The 20,335-nt window shown below is 73.6% G+C and carries 16 protein-coding genes; 8 read left to right on the plus strand and 8 right to left on the minus strand.

Annotation, left to right across the window (positions count from 1 at the left end; genetic code table 11):
- The 4 genes from DN069_RS15030 to DN069_RS15045 form a co-directional block, all read right to left on the minus strand.
- On the minus strand, nt 1-2,098 hold a 2,098-nt coding region (locus tag DN069_RS15030; protein WP_111501484.1), incomplete at its 3' end, for a sensor histidine kinase.
- Nucleotides 2,095-2,874 carry an MHYT domain-containing protein gene (locus DN069_RS15035; RefSeq protein ID WP_111501540.1) on the minus strand — a complete coding sequence of 260 codons (780 nt, stop codon included), beginning with the start codon at nt 2,872-2,874 and terminating at the stop codon, nt 2,095-2,097. The genes DN069_RS15030 and DN069_RS15035, both read right to left, overlap by 4 nt.
- A 154-nt stretch (nt 2,875-3,028) precedes the next feature.
- Nucleotides 3,029-3,757 carry a hypothetical protein gene (locus tag DN069_RS15040; protein WP_424556286.1) on the minus strand — a complete coding sequence of 243 codons (729 nt, stop codon included), beginning with the start codon at nt 3,755-3,757 and terminating at the stop codon, nt 3,029-3,031.
- A 26-nt stretch (nt 3,758-3,783) separates the two neighbouring features.
- Nucleotides 3,784-4,080: a YiaA/YiaB family inner membrane protein gene (locus tag DN069_RS15045; RefSeq protein ID WP_111501486.1), complete on the minus strand. Its 297-nt coding sequence runs from the start codon at nt 4,078-4,080 to the stop codon at nt 3,784-3,786.
- A 98-nt stretch (nt 4,081-4,178) separates the two neighbouring features.
- Here DN069_RS15045 and DN069_RS15050 point away from each other — a divergent pair, with 98 nt between their 5' ends.
- Nucleotides 4,179-4,931 (plus strand): MerR family transcriptional regulator, encoded by a 753-nt coding sequence (locus tag DN069_RS15050; RefSeq protein ID WP_111501487.1) that lies wholly within the window; start codon nt 4,179-4,181, stop codon nt 4,929-4,931.
- 19 nt (nt 4,932-4,950) lie between these two features.
- Here the strand turns inward: DN069_RS15050 and DN069_RS15055 are convergent, their stop codons facing one another.
- Nucleotides 4,951-6,675 (minus strand): enoyl-CoA hydratase-related protein, encoded by a 1,725-nt coding sequence (locus tag DN069_RS15055; protein ID WP_111501488.1) that lies wholly within the window; start codon nt 6,673-6,675, stop codon nt 4,951-4,953.
- Nucleotides 6,676-6,873: 198 nt separating this feature from the next.
- The gene (locus DN069_RS15060) at nt 6,874-7,743 is read right to left on the minus strand and encodes an SCO6745 family protein (protein ID WP_111501489.1); all 870 of its coding nucleotides are present in this window, start codon (nt 7,741-7,743) and stop codon (nt 6,874-6,876) included.
- A 117-nt stretch (nt 7,744-7,860) separates the two neighbouring features.
- Between DN069_RS15060 and DN069_RS15065 the strand changes: the two genes are divergently transcribed.
- The 6 genes from DN069_RS15065 to DN069_RS15090 all read left to right on the plus strand — a co-directional run bounded on the left by DN069_RS15065 (nt 7,861) and on the right by DN069_RS15090 (nt 16,416).
- Nucleotides 7,861-9,450, plus strand: a complete 1,590-nt coding sequence (locus DN069_RS15065; protein WP_111501490.1) for an MFS transporter — start codon at nt 7,861-7,863, stop codon at nt 9,448-9,450.
- Nucleotides 9,451-9,610: 160 nt separating this feature from the next.
- Nucleotides 9,611-9,991, plus strand: a complete 381-nt coding sequence (locus DN069_RS15070; RefSeq protein ID WP_111501491.1) for a hypothetical protein — start codon at nt 9,611-9,613, stop codon at nt 9,989-9,991.
- A 95-nt stretch (nt 9,992-10,086) separates the two neighbouring features.
- Nucleotides 10,087-11,256, plus strand: coding sequence for an exonuclease SbcCD subunit D (locus DN069_RS15075; RefSeq protein ID WP_111501492.1), 1,170 nt, complete (start codon nt 10,087-10,089; stop codon nt 11,254-11,256).
- Complete coding sequence (locus DN069_RS15080) at nt 11,256-14,231, plus strand: AAA family ATPase (RefSeq protein ID WP_111501493.1); 2,976 nt, start codon at nt 11,256-11,258, stop codon at nt 14,229-14,231. Before DN069_RS15075 ends, DN069_RS15080 begins: the two co-directional genes overlap by 1 nt.
- 36 nt (nt 14,232-14,267) lie before the next feature.
- Nucleotides 14,268-14,624, plus strand: coding sequence for a hypothetical protein (locus DN069_RS15085; RefSeq protein ID WP_111501494.1), 357 nt, complete (start codon nt 14,268-14,270; stop codon nt 14,622-14,624).
- A gap of 154 nt (nt 14,625-14,778) precedes the next feature.
- A complete protein-coding gene (locus tag DN069_RS15090; RefSeq protein ID WP_243639250.1) occupies nt 14,779-16,416 on the plus strand; it encodes a glycoside hydrolase family 13 protein in 1,638 nt (545 codons plus the stop codon).
- A gap of 195 nt (nt 16,417-16,611) precedes the next feature.
- On the opposite strand, the gene DN069_RS15095 is transcribed toward DN069_RS15090, so the two are convergent.
- Nucleotides 16,612-19,098, minus strand: a complete 2,487-nt coding sequence (locus tag DN069_RS15095; RefSeq protein WP_111501496.1) for a Tex family protein — start codon at nt 19,096-19,098, stop codon at nt 16,612-16,614.
- 109 nt (nt 19,099-19,207) lie between these two features.
- On the opposite strand from DN069_RS15095, the gene DN069_RS15100 reads away from it, so the two are divergent.
- Nucleotides 19,208-19,696: a GNAT family N-acetyltransferase gene (locus DN069_RS15100; RefSeq protein WP_111501497.1), complete on the plus strand. Its 489-nt coding sequence runs from the start codon at nt 19,208-19,210 to the stop codon at nt 19,694-19,696.
- Nucleotides 19,697-19,727: 31 nt separating this feature from the next.
- On the opposite strand, the gene DN069_RS15105 is transcribed toward DN069_RS15100, so the two are convergent.
- A complete protein-coding gene (locus DN069_RS15105; protein WP_111501498.1) occupies nt 19,728-20,324 on the minus strand; it encodes a Uma2 family endonuclease in 597 nt (198 codons plus the stop codon).
- Nucleotides 20,325-20,335: the final 11 nt, after the last annotated feature.

Consider the following 20,335-nt stretch of genomic DNA (forward strand, 5'->3'; position numbering starts at 1 on the left):
GCGCGCGGCGGCGCTGGCGGCCCGTCTCGAGGAGCGCGCTCGGGAGCAGGACGACGGCGGTGGTGCCGCCGTACGCGGAGGGCCGCAGCGAGACGCGGACGCCGTGGCGTCGGGCCAGACGGCTGACCACGAAGAGGCCGAGCCGGTCGCTGTCGAAGAGATCCGCCTGCTGCGCGTCGGCGATGCGGCGGTTGGCCTCGGCGATGGCCTCCTTGCCCATGCCGAGCCCGCGGTCCTCGATCTCCACCGCGTAGCCCGCGCCGACCTGCTCGCCCGCGACCAGCACCTTGGTGTGCGGGGGCGAGAACGCCGTGGCGTTCTCGACCAGCTCGGCGAGCAGGTGGGTGAGGTCGGCGACGGCCGCGCCGACGACGGAGACGCCGGGCAGCCGGCGCACGTCGACGCGGGAGTAGTCCTCGACCTCGGCGACCGCCGAACGCACCACGTCCAGCAGCGGCACCGGCTTGCGCCAGGCGCGGCCGGGCGCGGCACCGGAGAGGATGATCAGGCCCTCGGCGTGGCGACGCATCCGCGTCGTGAGGTGGTCGAGCCGGAAGAGGTCGTCCAGCTCGGCCGGGTCCTCGGTGCGGCGCTCCATCGCGTCCAGCAGGGTGAGCTGACGGTGCACCAGCACCTGGCTGCGGCGGGCGAGGTTGACGAAGACGCCGGAAACGCCGGACAGCACCTCGGCGCGTTCCACGGCCGCGGTGAGCGCGGCACGCTGCACCGTGTTGAGGGCCTCGCCCACCTGGCCGAGCTCGTCGTCGCCCGCCTCCACGACGGGCGCCTCGGCCTCGATGTCGATCTCCTCCCCGGCGCGCAGCCGCCGCATCGCGGCGGGCAGCCGGCGACCGGCCAGCTCCAGCGCGGAGTTGCGCAGGTCGACCAGCTCGACGACGAGCCCGCGGCCGATCCGCACGGAGATCAGCAGGGAGAGGACGACCGCGGCCAGACCGAAGAGGACGGCGGCGCCGTTCTTGGTCAGCACGCCGAGGCTGTAGGGGTCGGCGTTGGCGCCCGCGGCGGTGCCGGCCGCGGTCAGCACGGTGTCGAGCTGCTGCTGCACCGCGCCCGCGGTCGAGGTCCAGTCGGGTCCGGCCGCCATGACGGCGCGGGCGCCCCCGTCGGAGGCGCGCACCGCGCTCTCCAGCCGTCCGAGCGCGACGACCTGCTGACCGCCCGTCACCTGCTGGTAGGCGGTGAGGTCGCCGGGACGCAGGTCGGGCGCGGCGGACGCCTGGAAGGCCTGGCGGGCGTAGAGCGCGCCGGTGAACTCCTGGAACTGGTCCGGCGTCATCCGGCCGCCGGCCTGCCCGGCCTGCACCGCCGCGTCCTCGCGGGCGAGCATCTCGCGGGCCTGGGAGAGCTCCAGCAGCACCCGCGCGTCGGAGGCGACGGCGCTGTTCTGCACGCCGGCCAGCGCGCCGACGACGCCGAAGCCGCTGTCGACCGCTCCGGCGTAGGCCGTCGCGGCGTCGGCCCAGCCGAGCTGCCGTCCTTCGACGCGGGTGCGCAGCCCGCGCAACGAGCCGGTGGCCGTGTCGAGGGCGCTGATCCGGCCCGGCAGCGCGGCGGCGAGGCCGACCGCGTCGGGTTCGCCGCGCAGGACGTTCTGACCCATGGTGGCGACGGCCGCGTCGGTGGCCTTGGTCCGGGTGTCGTAGGCGTCCAGCCGGGCCGCGCTGGGCGCGGCCAGGTAGGAGAGGGCGGCGGTGCGTTCGGCCTGGAGGGCGGAGAGGGTCGCGTCGATCGGCTGCAGCAGGGTCTGGTCGACGTGCTTGAGCCGCACCAGCGAGTCGATCTGCTGGGCCGTGGTGACGGTGGCGAAGCCCCACAGCGCGAGCAGCGAGATGACCGGCACCATCAGCAGCGAGACGATGCGCGCGCGGACGGTGCGGGGACGCAGCCGCGTGCGCAGCGCGAGCGGGCGAATGGGGTAGGCGGTGGGCCGCCCCTCGTCGGCGGGGGGTCCGGCGTGCGCGGGACGCGGCCGCGGGGTGAGCCCGGCGGTGGTCCCGGTGGCGGCGGTGGTCTCGGCGCGGGTCGGCGCGCCGGAACCGGACGAGGTGGTCGCGGTGGTCGACGTGGGGGCCGTCACTGCGGCACCGCCGGCAGGTGACGCAGCCCCTCGGCGCTGGCGTTCGCGGCCCGCTGCTGCGCGGTGGGCGAGAGTGCGACGAACGCCGAGGTGAGGAAGAGGTAGGAACCCAGCCCGACCGCGAGCGGGAAGATGAACTGCATCAGCGTCGCGCCGTGCAGTGGCGTGTCGGCGGGCTGGACCTGCACGGACACCGCGTCCATGCCGGTGTAGTGCATGGAGCTGACGGCCAGGCCCATCACGAGCGAGGCCCCGGCAGCCGCGATCGGACCGGAGATGTTCAACCCGGCCCAGAGCGCGGCGGTCGAGGCCGCGATCGCGATGACGACGGAGAGCGCCACCGCGGCCGGCGAGTAGCCGATCCGGCCGTGCAGGTTGAGCGCGAGCATGCCGATGTAGTGCATGGCCGCGACGCCGAGGCCGGTCGTGGTGCCGCCCAGCAGCAGCGAGCGGTACCGGTGCTTGCCGTAGCCGACCGCGAACGCGCCGAGCCCGACGCAGACCATCGCGCCCAGCAGGCTCAGCACCGTCAGCGGCACGTTGTAGCGGATCTCGGTCCCCGTGACGGTGAAGCCGAGCATCGCCACGAAGTGCATGGTCCAGATGCCGGAACCGATCGCCGAGGCGCCGGTGATCAGCCAGTTGCGTTTGGCGCGCCCGGTCGAGCCGACCGCACGCACCATGCAGCGCAGCCCTAAGCCCGACCCGAGGACGGCCATCAGATACGACAGGATCGGCGTCAGCCAGCCGTATCCCAGCTCGGTCATGCTCCCCATGGCGCCCATGCGGCGTCCCCTCCGTAACGCGTGTGGCAGAACGGACTGGGACGCTACTGAGCGGATTCACCCGATTACGCGGACTCTCGCAAAAGCGCCGCATCGGTGAACGAGGTGTGCTGAACTAATGAGGCATATGCCTCGGGGTGCGGACCTACTGGAGCACGCCGACGGCGCGGGCGATGACGAGCGCGAGCGTCAGCAGCGAGATCGTCGACTGGGAGAGCATCAGCATCTTCGCCCAGCGCGAGAGCGGCATGGTGTCCGTCGGGCTGAACGAGGTGGCGTTGGTGAAGGCCACGTAGAGGTAGTCGATGTAGTACGGCTCCCAGTCCGGCCGGGCGATCCCCTCCTGCTGCATCTGCGGGAAGAGGAAGTCCGGGTGCTTGTGCACGCCGTCCGCGCGGGCGATCGGGCCGCCCCGGTCCCACTCCCAGTACCAGAGGCTGAAGGCGATGATGTTGGTCAGCCAGATCCCGCCGCCGGTCAGCAGCAGCTGGACGGGCGTGATGCCCTGGGATCCGTGCAACAGGTCGCGCACCAGCAGCACCGCGGACCAGCCGTTGGCGAGGCTGACGGCGGCGGCCAGCAGCAGGCCGAGCACGCGGACCCGGTTGCCCGACTTGGCGATGTGCCGGTGCGGGTTGGCAACCACCAGCGCGGCCATCAGCAGCAGTTCGAGCGCGGGCATCAGCCAGCGCGGGTGGATGCTGAGGCGCTCGGGCAGGAACCACTGGATGACGACGGCGACGAGCAGCGCGGCCGTCACCGACCAGCGCTGCTCGCCCTCCGTCCGCCGGAGCCACGCGGGGAGCAGCGACTCCTCGTCTTCCTCGGTCTGACTGTCGTTGTTGACGTTCTCCTGGTCGTTCACGGCGCACATTGTGCACGGTGCGCGCATGAATCCGGTCAGGGGGCGTCCACGCGGAACGGGTCGTGTTCGGAGAGCAGCTTGTCCAGGCGGGCCTGGTCGACGCGGTTGGCGTACCGGTCCTCCTCCTGGCGGTCGCGGACGACCTTGGCCAGCGTGAAGGCGGAGGTGACCAGGTACAGCATGCCGAGCCCGAGGAAGGCCCGGATCCAGCCGTCGGCATGGAGGTAGGCGATGCCCACGACCATGGCGCTGACGGCGACGGCGAACGAGATGACCGCCTGGGCGAAGTACGCCCCGGTGGTCCGCTGTCTGACGGGTGGAGTGTTGGCCATGTCGGCAGGATGCGCGCGGCCGCCCGGCCCCGCATGAGTACGGGTACTCAGATCGGCCACCCGGATCCGGCGATCGCTTCGATCGCTAGGCTCGACGTGTGAACGACAGCAGCACCCCGGCCGGGGCCCGCGAGTACCGCACCGAGGAGCTGGCCCGCGCGGCCGGCATCCCGGTGCGCACCCTGCGCTTCTACCGGGAGCGGCGGCTGCTCCCGCCGCCGCGCCGGGAGGGCCGGATCGCCTGGTACAGCGAGGAGCACCTCGCGCGCCTGCGCGTCATCGCCGACCTGCTGGAACGAGGTCACACCCTGGGCGGCATCGCCGAGCTCCTCGCCGCGTGGGAGTCCGGCCAGGACGTCGCCGAGCTGCTCGGCCTGGAGGCCGCGATCGGCGCGCCCTGGTCCCAGGAGACGGAGGTCGAGGTCAGCGTCGAGGAGCTGGCGTCGACGTTCCCCGGCGAGGTGGACGCCGACTCACTGGCGGCCTCCCTGGAGCTCGGCTACCTGCGGCACGAGGGCGACAAGCTCGTCCACGTCAGCCGCCGCCTGCTGGACGCCTCCGGCGCGCTGGTCGCGGAGGGCGTACCGCTCGCGGCGGTCCTCGCCACCGCGCGCGGCGTCCGCGCCAGCGCGGACGCGCTGGCGGACCAGTTCGTCGAACTGATCGTGGATCAGCTCCTCCCGGACCTCGACGAGCCGCTCCCCCCGGGCGAACCCACCCGCCTGGCCGAGGCCCTGGACCGCCTCCGCGACGTGGCGCGCACGGTCGTCGACGTCGAGTTCGCCCTCGCCATGGACCGCCGCGTCCAACGCGAGGTCAAACGCATCGGCACCGCCCGCCACTCGCGCTGACCGCGCGGGAGGCCGGCCGTCAGGCCGGGATGCGGTGGAGGCGTTCCGGGGTGGCGTCCGGGCGGGACTTGTGGAGGAAGGCACGGCGGAGGGCGTGGTACGGGGAGCCAGGGCCGTAGAAGTTGCGGTGCATCAGGGCGAGTTCCTCCGCGCGGTACCAGGCGAGCGGTCGGCGGACCTCGGCGCGGCGGAGGGCGACGCGCTTCGCGGCGAGGCGGCGCGGCAGGTGTGGGTCCTCGGCCACCTCCTGGGCGAGTTCGGCCACGTGGTCGGGCACGTGCTCCGGCGGGCAGGCCAGGACGCGATCGACCAGGCCGAGGTCGAGCGCGCGCTGCGTGCCGATCGGCAGCGCGTCCGCGGTGAGCCGCCGCGCCGCCTCCCGGCCGACGCGGCGCGGGAGTGTGTAGGTCCAGAACTCCGAACCGTGCAGGCCCATCAGCCGGTAGTGCGGGTTCAGCACCGCGCCGCCGCGCACCCACACCTCGTCGGCGGCGAGCGCCAGCATCAGCCCGCCCGCGGCCGCGTTGCCGCCGAGCGCGGCGACGGTGAGCTTGTCACGGGTGGTCAGGATCGCCTCGACGAGGTCGTCCATGGCGTTGATGTTGGCCCAGGACTCACGCGCGGGGTCGGCCGCGGCCTCGATCGCGCCGAGGTGGATCCCGTGGGAGAACACGTCGCGGTGCGCGCCGAGCACCAGCAGCCGGGTCGGGCGGGCGGCCGCGTGGCGGTACGCGGCCAGGAGCCGGCGGCAGTCCGTGGTGCTCATCGCACCGCCCGGGAAGGAGAACCGCAGCATCCCGACGCTGCCCTGCTCGTGGTAGCGGATCGTGGCCCAGGTCTGCCGCTTGTGGTGCGACCGCAGTGGCGCGGCGATCTCCGGCACCCCGTGCAGCAGGCCCGTCGGCGCGAGCACCGTCGCCGCCGGGGCCTTGGCCGTCGGCGGCCCGTCCGGCGCGCGGCGCGGGCGGGCCGCGCCGAGCCACACCGCGCCGTCGACCGTGGCGCGGCAGACGGCGCCGTCCCGCGTCGCGAGCAGAGTGCCCGGCACGCCGCGCAGTTCGTCCTCGGGCTGGCCGCCGTAGAGGTAGTACTCGCGGCCGTCGAGCGTGTCCAGCACGCCGGGACTGGAGTCGGCGGCGCGGAGCTTGCGGGCGACGGTGTCGGTCCCCTCCGCGGTCCAGTCGATCGCGCGCCGCTCCTGGCGGAAGTACGGCCGGGCCACCGTGGCCGCCGGGGCGGACCCCGGCACGAACCGGTGCGAGGCGAAACGTTCCACCGCACGCCGGACCGCCGCTGACGCGGCGTCGGCCAGCTCGTTGCGGTACAGGTCGCTCTTGGCTATGCCGCCGGCCTCGGCGTGCTCGGGGATGTCGAACGCCTCGGAGGCCCAGACCGGCCCCGCGTCCAGCTCGGCGACGGCCTGCAGCACCGTCACGCCCCAGCGGCGCCGACCCTCCGCCAGCGCCCAGTCCAGCGCGGACGGCCCGCGGTCCCCGGGCGGCCCGGGGTGCACGATCAGGCACGTGTACTGCGACCAGACGTCCTGCGGGACGCGGCTGGTGAGCATGGGCGCGACGATCAGCTCGGGTCTGTGTCTGTGGATCGCCTGCCGCAGTTCTTCGTCCCCTCTCGGACCGCCGCCGAGGTCGAGCGAGACGGCGATCCGGTGGCCCTGGTAGGCGAGTTCGACCGTGAGGCGCTGGGTCAGGCTGTTGAAGGCGCTGGCGTGCAGGAGGATGCGCATGGTTCCCTCCGAGTCGGACGGGGCGACGCGGCACGGACCCGCGTCCCGGATATGCCGCCGTCCCTACCCGTGCCCCGGGATCGACACGCCCCCTCCGCGCACGCGCCTGGCCGCGCGCGACCACGGCCCCGCGCTCCCACGCGCCCCCTGGCGCCGCCTTGACGTCACGCCAGGGGTGGGGAGAACAGGCCCGAGCGGTCAGGCCGTCGGGTACGGCTCCGGCTGGTAGCCACGGAGGAAACGCTCCGCGATCGCCGTGCTCCAGGGGAGGACCAGGTCGTAGAGACGGCGGGTGCGGGGCTCGCCCAGGGCGCGCCAGGGGGCGAGGGCGAGGCGGTCCGTCAGGTCCTCGATCTCCTCGCGGAGTTCGCGCCCGCGCAGGGTGAGGCCGCCGTCCTCGGTGAGCAGGTGGCGGTCGTGGAGGCGCTGCTCCGCGGCCTCCCACTCGGCGTCGGACCAGCCGCGCCGCGGCTGGATGGAGGAGCGGCGCTCGTGGCCGGTGGCGACCGCGTTGACCAGGACCTCGACCGCGTCCAGGCCGGAGGCCAGCAGCGCGGTGTTGTGGCCGTCGCCGCGCCACTCGCGCAGCGTGGTGACCGCCTGCCAGAGCTTGAGGTGGGGCGCCTCGGGGAGCGGCAGCGTGGCGTTGGCCGCGCCGAGGGGACGGCCGGCGGAGGTGCAGGCCGCCGCGGCCTCGGCGGCGAGCTCCGCCGCCTCGGCCATCTCGGCCGAGTCGAGGGCCTCCGCGCCGAGGGTGTCGCGCAGGGCCGCGTCCGCGGCGTCCAGGCGGACCGCGAGCAGCTTCTCGGGGACGCCCGCCGCGCGGACCTTCGCGGTGTTCGCCGCGACCATGCCGGGCTCGAAGTGGAAGAAGACAGCCTCCACCAGACCCTCGGAGGCCTCGCCCAGGGGCGCCGCGCGGCCGGCGAAGTACGCGCTCCAGGGGTCGAGCCCGAGGGAGCCGAAGACACCCACCGCGGCCGGGCTGAACACGAGCACCGCGTAGTAGGGGTCGAGGCCGTCGCGCATCGCGCGCGCGGCCCGCAGGTCGAACGGTCGAGTCGTCATCGCATCAGGGTAGGGGACGGAGACCCCAAGAGGTTGACTTACTAAACCTTTCTTGTCTAAAGTTTCAACACGAAACTTCAGGTACTGAAATATCTAGCCCCAGAAGGACCCAGCTCGATGAGCACCTCCCTGTCCGCGAGCGCCCCCGCGTCCACCGCGCGGCGCGGCAGCACGCCCCTGATCCTGGCCCTGGGCCTCGCGGCGATGGTCGTGTCGATGGCCCAGACCCAGGTCGTCCCGATCCTGTCGCTGCTCGCGCACGACCTGCACGCGAGCAGCTCCGGCGTGAGCTGGGTGACCACCGCCACCCTGCTCTCCGCCGCGGTCTTCACCCCGCTGCTGGGCCGCGTCGGCGACCTCTACGGCAAGAAGCAGACGCTGATCGCCGTCCTCGCGGTCATGGTCGCGGGCTCGCTGCTCGCCGCCACCACGACCTCGCTGACCCTGCTGATCGTCGGCCGGGTGCTGCAGGGCTCCGCCACCGCGATCTTCCCGCTGGCCCTGTCGATCATTCGCGACCAGGTCGCCCACGAGAAGCTGCACGGCGCGATGGCGCTGGTCAGCAGCACCCTGGCGTTCGGCTCCGGCCTCTCGCTGGTGATCACCGGCCTGCTCACCCAGGGCTCGAACCCCAACTACCACTCGGTCTTCTGGGTCTCCACCGCGCTCTCGCTGCTGGCGCTCGTCGCCGTCGTCCTCCTGGTCCCCAACCGCGGCCACGCCGCGGGCGGCCGGATCGACTACCTCGGCACCCTGACCATGGCCGGCTTCCTGGTCCTGCTGCTGCTCGGCATCTCCCAGGGTCACGACTGGGGCTGGGGCTCCGGCAAGACCCTCGGCTGCTTCGCCGGTGCCGTGGTCGTCGCGGTCGTCTGGGTGCTGGTCGAGCGCAAGGTCGCATCGCCGCTGGTGGACATGAAGATGTTCACCCACCGGCAGGTCGCCTTCACCAACCTCTCCGGGCTGTTCATCGGCTTCGCGTCGTTCGCGCAGTTCATCGGCATCTCCTACCTGGTCCAGATGCCCAAGATGCTGACCGGCTACGGCTTCACCGCCTCGGTGCTGCGCGCCTCCGTCGAGTACCTGCTGCCGAGCTCGCTGATCGCGCTGATCGCCGCTCCCGTCGGCGGCATCCTGGTCCGCCGGATCAGCGCCCGCCACACGCTGGCACTCGGCGCGGTCATCGGCGCGGCCGGCTTCGCCTGGCTGGCCTTCTCGCACGGCAACAGCCTCGGCGTGATCCTGGCCGGCCTGCTGACCGGCACCTCGATCGCCTTCGGCTACGCCTCGATGCCCGCCCTGATCGCCGCCAGCGTTCCGCTCGAGCAGACCGGCATCGCCAACGGCATCAACTCGATCTCCCGTTCGGTCGGCAGCTCGGTCGCCTCGGCGGTGGTCACCACGCTGCTGGCCTCCAAGCTGATCCACGGCCTGCCGGCCGGGGTCCCGCCGCTGCCGCAGCAGAGCCAGTTCACGCTGAGCTTCGTGATCGGCATGTGCGCCCTGCTGCTCACCGTCCCGGTCGCGCTGCTCGGCCTGACCCGCGCCCCCAAGGCGTCGTCCGCGCCGGTCGCCTCCGGTGGCGGCTCGGCCGCCGCCGAGCCGGTCCTGGACGAGCCGGTCCTGGCGGCCGAGGTCGTCGAGGCCGTCGAGGAGGCCGCGGAGGCGGAGGCGGCAGCCGTCGCCGAGCACTCGATCAAGAGCTGACGAAGAAGAACAGATCGCGTCCGAATGGCCCGTGCGGCCCCGAACTTCCAGGTCGGGGCCGCACGGGCCATTCGCACGGCACATGAATGCTTGGTGATATGCCCACGCCATATCACCCCGCCTCTTACTTGGCGATCATCCGATGAGTAGCCTCTCCCCCGTGCCATCAACCTCAGACGTCCCGGCCGCGGTCGGAAGCTTCGCGGCCATCTGGAGCCGCGCGCTCTTCCCGGTGACCCGGACCGATCTGACGCGCGATCAGCTCACCGAGCTGCTCACTCCCATGGCCGGGCAGCTGCGCGACGCCCTGCACCAGGACCGGTTCGACCCGCGACCGGCCCGCGCGATAGGCAACCAGCTGGTCCGGGGTCACTCCGACGAACCGGACGCGCTGGCCCAGACGCTCGGGGTCATGGACGCCTATCTGCTGCTCTACTTCCCACCGCCCAAACCGCTCTCCGGACCGATCGCCCGCGCCCGTTCGGCGCGCCTGCAGCACGCGGTGGCGGCCGGATTCGTGGAGGCATTGCGCGAAGCCTGAACGGGAGCCGGGCGGAAGCTGGGAGAAGCCTGAGCGGACAGATTGAACGGGGGGTTGCAATTCGCTGTCAGTGGCAGCGGTTACTGTCGTGAGCCATGCGCTTCCTGCACACCTCCGACTGGCATCTGGGCCGTTCGCTCCACCGCGAGAACCTGCTCCCGGCCCAACGCGCCTTTCTGCGGCACCTCGTGCAGACCGCGGCGGACGAGCGGGTCGACGCCGTGCTCGTCGCCGGGGACGTCTACGACCGCGCCGTGCCCAGCCTCGGGGCCGTGGAGCTGTTCGACGAGGCACTGCACGCGCTCGCCGAGCTCGCCGTCCCGGTCGTGCTGATCAGCGGCAACCACGACAGCGCGCAGCGGCTCGGGGTCGGCGCGGGGCTGGTCGCGCGCGCCGGGGTGCACCTGCGCACGGCGCCGGACCCGGCCGCCGTCGCGGAGCCGGTCGTCCTGGCGGACGCGGACGGGCCGGTCGCGGTCTACGGGCTGCCCTACCTGGAGCCCGCGCTGGTGCGGCAGCGGCTCGGCGCGCCGGAGGCGAGCCACACGGCCGTGCTGACCGCCGCGATGGACGCCGTCCGGGCGGATCTCGCGGAGCGGCGGGCGGACGGCGCGAGCGTGCGCTCGATCGTGCTCGCGCACGCCTTCGTCATCGGCGGCGAGGCCTGCGACAGCGAACGCGACATCGCGGTCGGCGGGGTGCCCAGCGTGCCGGCGTCGGTCTTCGAGGGCGTGGACTACGCCGCCCTCGGCCATCTGCACGGGTGTCAGACGATCAACGAGCGGGTCCGCTACAGCGGCTCGCCGCTCGCGTACTCCTTCTCCGAGGCCGACCACCGCAAGTCGATGTGGCTGGTCGAGCTGGGCCCGCAGGGCGAGTTGAGCGCCGAGCGGGTGGACTGCCCGGTGCCGCGCCGCCTCACCCGCATCCGCGGGGAGCTGGAGCGGCTGCTGACGGCGGACGAGTTCGACGCGGCCGAGGAGTGCTGGGTGCAGGTCACCCTGACGGACGCGGCGCGTCCGCCGCAGGCCATGGAGCGGCTGCGGGTGCGGTTCCCGCACACGCTGCAGCTGGCCTTCGAGCCGCAGGGCCGCGAGGACGACGGCCTGAGCAGCTACGGCGAGCGGGTCCGCGGGCGGGACGACGGCGCGGTGGCGCTCGGCTTCGTCCGGCACGTGCGCGGGGCGGCGGCCACCCAGGCGGAGTCGACGCTGCTGGTCGCGGCGGTGGAGGCGGCGGCGCGCGCCGCGGGCGGGGAGATCTGATGCGGCTGCACAAGCTGACCGTCACGGCCTTCGGCCCGTTCCGCGACCGGGAGCGCGTCGACTTCGACGCGCTCGCCTCCGGCGGTCTCTTCCTGCTCACCGGGCCGACGGGCGCGGGCAAGACCAGCGTCCTGGACGCCGTCTGCTTCGCGCTCTACGGCTCGGTGCCGGGCAGCCGCGGCCGGGCCGGACGCGGGCTGCGCAGCGACCACGCGGACGCGTCCGTGCTGACCAGGGTGGAGTTGGAGCTCACCCTCGGGGGCCGCCGGCTGCTGGTCCAGCGCAGCCCCGAGCAGCTGCGCCCCAAGCAGCGCGGGGCGGGCCTGACCCCCGTCAAGGCGCAGACGCTGCTGAGCGAGTGGTCGGCCGAGGACGACGCCTGGCGGCCGCGCAGCGGCTCGCACCAGGAGATCGGCCAGGAGCTGCTCGATCTCGTCGGCATGAGCCGGGACCAGTTCACCCAGGTCGTGCTGCTCCCCCAGGGCGATTTCGCCCGCTTCCTGCAGTCCGGCGCGCAGGAGCGCCGCGAGCTGCTGGGCCGGCTGTTCGACACCCGCCGCTTCGGGGACGTCGAGGCGTGGCTGGCCGAACACCGGCAGCGCTGCGAGAAGGAGACGCAGTCGGTCCGCGCCGACATCGCCGCGTCGGTGGAGCGCCTGCACGAGGCGGCCGGGGCCCCGGATCTCCCCACCCCCGAGCCGGAGACGCCGGCTGACGCCGTGTCGGCCTGGGCCGCGGCCCTGCGGGAGCAGGCCGTGCTGCGGCACGAGGTCACCGTGGTGCGGTACGGGCTCGTCAGCGAGCGGCGCGCGGCCCTCCAGTCCCGCCTCCGCGCGGTGGAGGCCCTCTCCGCCCGGCAGGAGGAACACCGCCACGCCGTCGAGGCCCTCGCCCGCCTGGCGGCGGCCGAACCCGAGCAGCGGGACCGCGAGTCCCGCCTCAAGCGCGCCGACCACGCCGCCTCGGTCGCCCCGGTGCTGCGCCAGTACGCGGAGGCGAGCCACGACGCGTCCCGCGCGGCGTCCGAACGCGAGCACGCGTTGGCGGCACTGGGTGGGCCGCCACTGGACGCCGAGGCGCTGCGCGCCGCCGAGCGGGAGGCGCTGGGGGCGGTGGGCGAGTTGCGCGCGCTGGTGGAGGCTGAGCGGCGGTTCGAGGTTGCCGGGGAGGAGGCCGCGCGGGCGGAGCGCCGGTTCGGGGCGGCCGAGGAGGCGCGGGAGGAGGCCGCCGCGTGGCTGGCCGACTGGCCCGGGGTGAGGGCCGAGGCACAGCAGGCCGTGGACGCGGCGCGGGACGTCGCCGCGAAGCGGGAGGGGCTGGACGAGAAGCTGCACGCGGCCGAGGAGCGGGCCGACGCCGCCGCGCGGCGGGACGCGTTGCGTGCGCGGCACGAGGAGGCGCAGGAGCGCCATCTGGCGCTGCGTACCCGCGCCGCCGAGGCGCAGGAGAGATGGCTCGACCTCAAGCAGCGCCGGATCGAGGGCATGGCCGCCGAGTTGGCGGCGTGGCTGCGGCCCGGCACCGCCTGCGAGGTCTGTGGCGCGACGGAGCACCCCGCCCCGGCCGTCGCCGCGCCGGACCAGGTGACGCCGGACCAGGAACGGGTGGCCGAGCAGGCGTTCCGTGCGATCGAACGTCAGGTCGCGGACGCGGGCGCCGAACTCGCCCGGCTCGCCACCGAGTCCTCCGCCGCCGAGGCGCGCGCGGGCGTCGGCTCCCGGGCCGAGCTGCTCGCCGAGGCGGCAGGCCTGCGCGCCGAGCGTGAGACGGCCGAGCGTGCCGAGGCCGCCGCGTTGGACGCCGCCCAGCGGCTGGACCGGCTGGAGCGGGAGCACGAGCGGCGCGGGCAGCAACTCGCCGCGGCGCAGACGGCCGCCGCGACGGCGGAGGAGGTGCTGGTGCGGCTCGCCGCCGAGCGCGCCGAGTTGGACTCCCGGTTGGCCCGGGCCCGCGCGGGAGCACCCTCGATCGCGGCGCGCATCGCGCAGCTGGAGCGGGAGGCGGGCGCGCTGGGCCGGGCCGCCGACGCGGTGCGGGCCTCGGCGGCTGCCACGCGCGCGGCGGAGGCGGCGCGGACCACCGCCGAGCGCGAGTGCGCGGCGGCCGGCTTCGCCGATCCGGCCGAGGCGCACGAGGCCGCGCTCTCCCCCGCGCAGACGCAGGCGCTGCGGGCCACGGTGGAGGCCCACGCCGCGCGCCTGGCCCGCGCCCGCGAGCAGGTGGGCGACCCGGAGCTCACGGCGGCGGCCGCGCTCCCCGCCGCGGACGTCGCGGCGGCACGCGCCGCCGACCGGGCGGCCGAGCGCACCCTGCTGGACGCCCACGCCGCGGAGCGCGGTGCCTCGGCGCGTCTCGCCGACCTCGCCCGCCTCGGCGCACGCCTGGCGGACGACCTCCGGCGCCTGCGTCCGTACGCGGTCGAGCTGGCCACGGCGACGGAGCTGTCGCAGCTCGTCGCCGGCACCAGCAAGAGCAACGAGCTGCGCATGTCGCTGGAGAACTACGTGCTCGCCGCCCGCCTGGAGCAGGTCGCGGCCGCGGCGGGCGCCCGGCTGCGGATCATGTCGGGCGGCCGCTACACGCTGGAGCACACCGACGCCCGGGTCCGCGGCAACGCCCGCTCGGGTCTTGGCCTCCAGGTGCTGGACGCCTGGACCGGCCAGTACCGCGACACCTCCACCCTCTCGGGCGGCGAGAGCTTCTTCGCCTCCCTCGCGCTGGCCCTCGGCCTCGCGGACGTCGTCACGGACGAGGCGGGCGGCATGCCACTGGACACCCTCTTCATCGACGAGGGCTTCGGCGCGCTCGACCCGGACACCCTGGAGGAGGTCATGTCCGTGCTGGACTCGCTGCGCGAGCGGGACCGCGCGGTCGGCATCGTGAGCCACGTCGCGGAGCTGCGGGACCGCATCCCGCAGCAGCTGGCGGTCCGCAAGGCCCGTTCAGGCTCGACGCTGAGCCAGGAGCAGGCCTAGAGTCTGCTCACCTGATACGGGGGCAACGGGGGGATCATGGACGCGATCAGCATCGCGGTCGTCGTGATGGCGGGCGGGTACGCCGTCAACGGGGCACTGGACCGGGTCCGGCGGCTGCGGAAGGACCGGCGCGAGGAGCAGGAGAAGGCGCTGCGCGGCCCGGAACCGGTCTGCGGCTGCGGGCACCACCTCGCCTACCACGACCTGCACGACGGCCGCTGCTACGCCGAGGTCAAGCGCAAGGGTGGAACCGACGGCGAGGGCAGGCCGAAGGGCCAGGCACCGGCCCAGTGCACCTGCCGCCGCTACGCGGGCCCCGAGCCGCTGGCCACTCTCTACGCCCCCGAACTGACCGCGGACGCACGCCCACCGTTGGAACCGCCGACCGCGTAGCGGGCGCGGGTCAGGATCAACATCCTCAACGCCCCCGACGGCGCCTGGGGCATCGGCGGGCGCGCGCTGACCGGTGGCGAACTGGTCTCCGTGATCACTTCCGGCGCCTGAGAAGGGGCTGTTCCCGCCGGGGCGGGTGATGCATGGTGGGTGGGTGCCGACTTCCGAGGATGCCCAGGGCCAGGCCACCCCGTGGTGGCGAAGCGCCGTCATCTACCAGGTCTATCCGCGCAGTTTCGCCGACGGGAACGGGGACGGGACCGGCGATGTCGCCGGGCTGCGGTCGCGGCTCGGCCACCTCGCCGGGCTCGGCGTGGACGCGCTGTGGCTGTCGCCGTGGTACGTCTCACCGCTCGCCGACGGCGGCTACGACGTGGCCGACTACCGTGACATCGATCCCGCCTTCGGCACCCTGGACGAGGCCGAGGCGCTGATCCGCGAGGCCCACGGCCTCGGACTGCGGGTGATCGTCGACCTGGTGCCCAACCACTGCTCCGACCAGCACCCGTGGTTCCAGGCCGCGCTGACGGCCGGGCCGGGCGCGCCGGAGAGGGAGCTGTTCCACTTCCGCGCCGGGCGCGGCGCGGACGGGGAGCTACCGCCGAACGACTGGCCCTCGCACTTCGGCGGTCCGGCCTGGAGCCGGACCGCCGACGGGTCCTGGTACCTGCACATGTTCGCGCCGGAGCAGCCGGACTGGAACTGGGAGCACCCGGAGGTCCGCGCCGAGTTCCTGAGCATCCTGCGCTTCTGGCTGGACCTCGGCGTGGACGGCTTCCGGATCGACGTGACCGACCACCTGATCAAGGAGGACGGCCTGCCCGACACGGCGGGCCACCACCACGACCCGCACCCGTGGCGGGACCAGGAGGGTGTGCACGAGATCTACCGCTCCTGGCGCAAGCTGCTCGACTCCTACCCGGGCGAGCGCGCCTTCGTCGCCGAGCTGTGGGAGCAGGACCCGGAGCGCTTCGCCCGCTACCTGCGCCAGGACGAGCTGCACACCGCCTTCAACTTCCCGCTGCTGCGCTCCCCCTGGGACGCGGGCTCGTTCCGCGAGGTGATCGACGCGACGCTGCACGCGCACGCGCTGGTCGACGCGCCGGCCACCTGGGTGCTGTCCAACCACGACACGACCCGTCATGTGACGCGCTACGGCCGCACCGACACCTCGTACGACTTCGACCGGGCCACGCGCCACGGGCTGCCGGTCGACCTGGCCCTCGGCACGCGCCGCGCGCGGGCGGCCGCCCTGCTGATGCTGGCCCTGCCGGGCAGCGCGTACGTGTACCAGGGCGACGAGCTGGGCCTGTGGGAGGTCGAGGACATCCCGGACGGGCTTCGCCAGGACCCGACCTGGCTGCGCAGTGGCGGCGTCGACCGGGGCCGCGACGGCTGCCGGGTGCCGCTGCCCTGGGAGGGCGAGGAGCAGCCCTTCGGCTTCAGCCCCACCCGCGCCTCCGCCGCGCCCTGGCTGGACGTCCAGCCGGACGGCTGGCGGGAGTTGTCGGTCGCGGCCCAGAGCGGCGACCCCGCCTCCCACCTGGAGCTCTACCGGGAGGCGCTGCGGCTGCGCCGCGCGCTGCCGGGCCTGGGCGACGGCCCACTGGAGTGGCGCCCCAGCGCGCCCAAGGTGCTGGAATTCGCCCGGACGGACGGCTTCCGCTGCGTCGCCAACCTCGGCGCGGAGCCGGTGACGCTGCCTCAGGATGCGGAGGTGCTGCTGGCGAGCGTGGATCTCACCGACGGCCTGCTGCCGCCGGACGCGGCGGCGTGGCTGCGCGAAGCTTAGACACCATTCAGGCGAGCGCTGCGCGAAGCGTAGGCCGTTCATGCAAGGAGGCCCCTGCCGCACGGGGGGACGGGAGGGGCCTCGCGCATCATCCTACGAGCTGGAGGACCGTCAATCCGCCAAATCGCCACCAGGGATCAATGAGCCATCGATCGCTGGCAAGGTTGACGGTCCCATCCAACCCGCGCTGAACTGCTACTTCGCCAGCCCCGCGCGACGCAGCGCGTCAGCCATGGCGCTGTTGATCGCGCCGCCGCCGTCACGCGGCGCCGGGGGACGACGGTCGCCGCCACCCCGCTGGCCGCCGCCACCGCCCTGGCCACCACGCTGGCCGCCCTGGCCGCCCTGGCCGCCCCGCTGACCCTGGCCACCACGCTGGCCGCCCTGGCCGCCCTGGCCGCCGCCACGCTGCTGCCCGCCGCGGTCACCACGCTCGCCCCGGTCGGCCCGCTCACCGCGCTCACGGCGCTGGCCGCCGCGCTCGGAACCGCCGCCCGACGCGCCCGTCTGCGCGTCGTCGTCCAGACGCAGCGTCAGCGAGATGCGCTTGCGCGGGATGTCCACATCCAGCACCTTCACCCGAACGATGTCGCCGGACTTCACGACCTCGCGCGGGTCCTTGACGAAGGTCTTCGACAGCGCCGAGACGTGGACCAGACCGTCCTGGTGCACGCCGATGTCGACGAACGCGCCGAACGCGGCCACGTTGGTGACCGTGCCCTCCAGCACCATGCCGGGCTCCAGGTCGCCGAGCTTCTCGACGCCCTCCTTGAACTCCGCCGTGCGGAACGCCGGACGCGGGTCGCGGCCCGGCTTCTCGAGCTCGGCCAGGATGTCCTGCACCGTCGGCACGCCGAAGGTGTCGTCGGCGAAGTCGGACGGCTTGAGCGTGCGCAGCCTGCCGCCGTCACCGATCAGCGTCTTCAGCTCGCCGCCCGTGCTGGCCAGGATCCGGCGCACGACCGGGTAGGCCTCGGGGTGGACGCTGGAGGCGTCCAGCGGGTCGTCGCCGCCGGGGATGCGGAGGAAGCCCGCGCACTGCTCGAAGGCCTTCGGGCCGAGCCGCGCGACGCTCTTCAGCTCCTTGCGGCTGCGGAACGGGCCGTTGGCGTCGCGGTGGGCGACGATGTTGTCGGCCAGCCCGGCGCCGATGCCGGAGACCCGGGTCAGCAGCGGGGCCGAGGCGGTGTTCACGTCCACGCCGACGCCGTTGACACAGTCCTCGACCACCGCGTCGAGCGAGCGCGACAGCTTGGTCTCGGAGACGTCGTGCTGGTACTGGCCCACCCCGATCGACTTCGGGTCGATCTTGACGAGCTCGGCCAGCGGGTCCTGGAGCCGACGGGCGATGGAGACCGCGCCGCGGATCACGACGTTGAGCTCCGGCAGCTCCTGCGAGGCGAACGCGGAGGCCGAGTAGACCGAGGCGCCGGCCTCCGAGACGACGGCCTTGGTGAGCTTCAGCTCGGGGTGACGCTTGATCAGGTCCAGGGCCAGCTTGTCCGTCTCGCGCGACGCGGTGCCGTTGCCGATGGCGATCAGGTCGACCTTGTGCGCGGCGCAGAGCTTGGCGAGCGTCGCGATCGACTCGTCCCACTTGTTGGCCGGGACGTGCGGGTGGATCGTGTCGTGGGCGACGACCTTGCCGGTCGCGTCGACGACGGCCACCTTGACGCCGGTGCGGTAGCCCGGGTCCAGACCGAGCGTGGCGCGGGCGCCGGCGGGCGCGGCCAGCAGCAGGTCGCGCAGGTTCGCGGCGAAGACGCGGACCGCCTCCTCCTCGGCCTCGGTGCGCAGACGCAGCCGCAGGTCGATGCCGAGGTGGACCAGGATCCGGGTACGCCACGCCCAACGGACGGTGTCCTGCAGCCACTTGTCGGCCGGGCGGCCGCGGTCGGCGACCTCGAACCGGTTGGCGATCCTGGCCTCGTAGCCGCCCGGCGCCTCCGCGTCCGCCTCGTCGGCGTAGGGCTCCATGGTCAGCTCGAGCACGTCCTCCTTCTCGCCGCGCAGCATCGCGAGGACGCGGTGGGAGGGGAGCTTGACGTAGGGCTCGGCGAAGTCGAAGTAGTCGGCGAACTTGGCGCCGTCCTGCTCCTTGCCGTCGCGCACCTTCGCCACGAGACGGCCGCGGCCCCACATGCGCTCGCGCAGCGCGCCGATCAGGTCGGCGTCCTCGGCGAAGCGCTCGACCAGGATCGAGCGGGCGCCGTCCAGCGCGGCGGCGGCGTCGGCGACGTTCTCCCCGAGATACGCGGCGGCCTCCGCCTGCGGGTCACGGGTCGGGTCGGCGAGCAGCGCCTCGGCGAGCGGCTCCAGGCCGTTCTCGCGGGCGATCTGCGCCTTGGTGCGGCGCTTGGGCTTGAACGGGAGGTAGATGTCCTCCAGCCGCGCCTTGGAGTCCGCCGCGCGGATCTGCGCCTCCAGCGCGTCGTCCAGCTTGCCCTGGCTGCGGATCGACTCCAGGATCGCGGCGCGGCGCTCCTCCATCTCCCGCAGGTAGCGCAGGCGCTCCTCCAGGGTGCGCAACTGGGCGTCGTCCAGGGACCCCGTCGCCTCCTTGCGGTACCGGGCGATGAAGGGGACGGTCGCCCCTCCGTCGAGCAGTTCCACGGCGGACTGCACCTGTGCGGGACGGACGCCGAGCTCCTCGGCGATGGTCTGCTCAATCGACAGTGTCACTCTTGGTTACCGCTCTCTCGCTGGATACGTGCGGCGCCATTCTGTCCCGGCGGGAGCGGGGAGGAAAACCACCGCGCGCCCGGGCGGGTCGCGGTGGCAGGATCGCGCCATGCAGATCCGCGAAGCGACGGACGCCGACTGGGCGTCCATCTGGCCGTTCTTCCACGAGATCACGGCGGCCGGCGAGACCTTCACCTACCCGACCGACCTCGACGAGGCCACCGGCCGCCCGATGTGGATGGTCCGCCCTCCGGGCCACGTCGTGGTGGCCGTGAACCGGTCCGGCCTGGTGCTGGGCACCGCGAACATGTACGCCAACAAGATGGGCCCGGGCGCCCATATCGCCAGCGGCAGCTTCATGGTCGACCCCGCCCACCACCACCGCGGCGTCGGCGGGGCCCTCTGCCGCTACCTCCTCGGCTGGTCCCGCGAGCAGGGCTTCCGCGGCGTCCAGTTCAACGCGGTGGCGGCCACCAACGTCCATGCGGTCCACCTGTACGAGTCCCTCGGCTTCGAGATCATGACGACGATCCCGGAGGGCTTCCACCACCCGACGCAGGGCTACGTCGGGCTGCACATCATGTACACCAAGCTGTAGGGCAGGGAGGCCTTTCCGTTCCGCGCGGCGGTCAGTCCTCATACCTCCGCAGGCCCGAGGTGTCGATGCTCCACGGGCCCACGGCGATGCGGTCGCCGAAGGCGAAGGGCACGGCCTTGCGGTACCGCACGCCGTCGGGCCCCTGCGACGGGTCGGAGTAGACCGTTCCGGCGCCTTTCCGGGGATCGACGACGAGGTAGCACGGCACGCCCATCACCGGATAGTCCCGGGCCTTGACCTCGAGGTCATTGCGCGGGTTGCCCGGGGAGACGACTTCGACGGCGAGCAGCACGACGCGACTGCTCACCCGCGCTCCGACGGAGTCGACCTCTGACTCGGGCACGACCATCAGGTCCGGCACCTTGCGGAGGCCCGTCACCGGATCCTCGGTGTCCGTGTCGGAGAACGCCGCCACGCCGGGGTCCTGCTGCTCGATCTGGCGGCGGAGCCGGATCACGTTGGCCCCGTGCTGCCCGCTGGGACTCATCATCATGACGGTGACCTGACCGTCGGTGATCTCGACCTTCCAGTGCTCCTGCTGGCGCGCGGCGACCTCGGACAACTCGTCCGCGACGGCACGCAGCCGGGAGATCTCCTCCGGGGCCAGCTGGGGACGGTCATCGGTCATGACCCAAAACT

It is taken from the genome of Streptacidiphilus pinicola (assembly GCF_003258295.1).
In the GTDB taxonomy this organism is placed as follows: domain Bacteria; phylum Actinomycetota; class Actinomycetes; order Streptomycetales; family Streptomycetaceae; genus Streptacidiphilus; species Streptacidiphilus pinicola.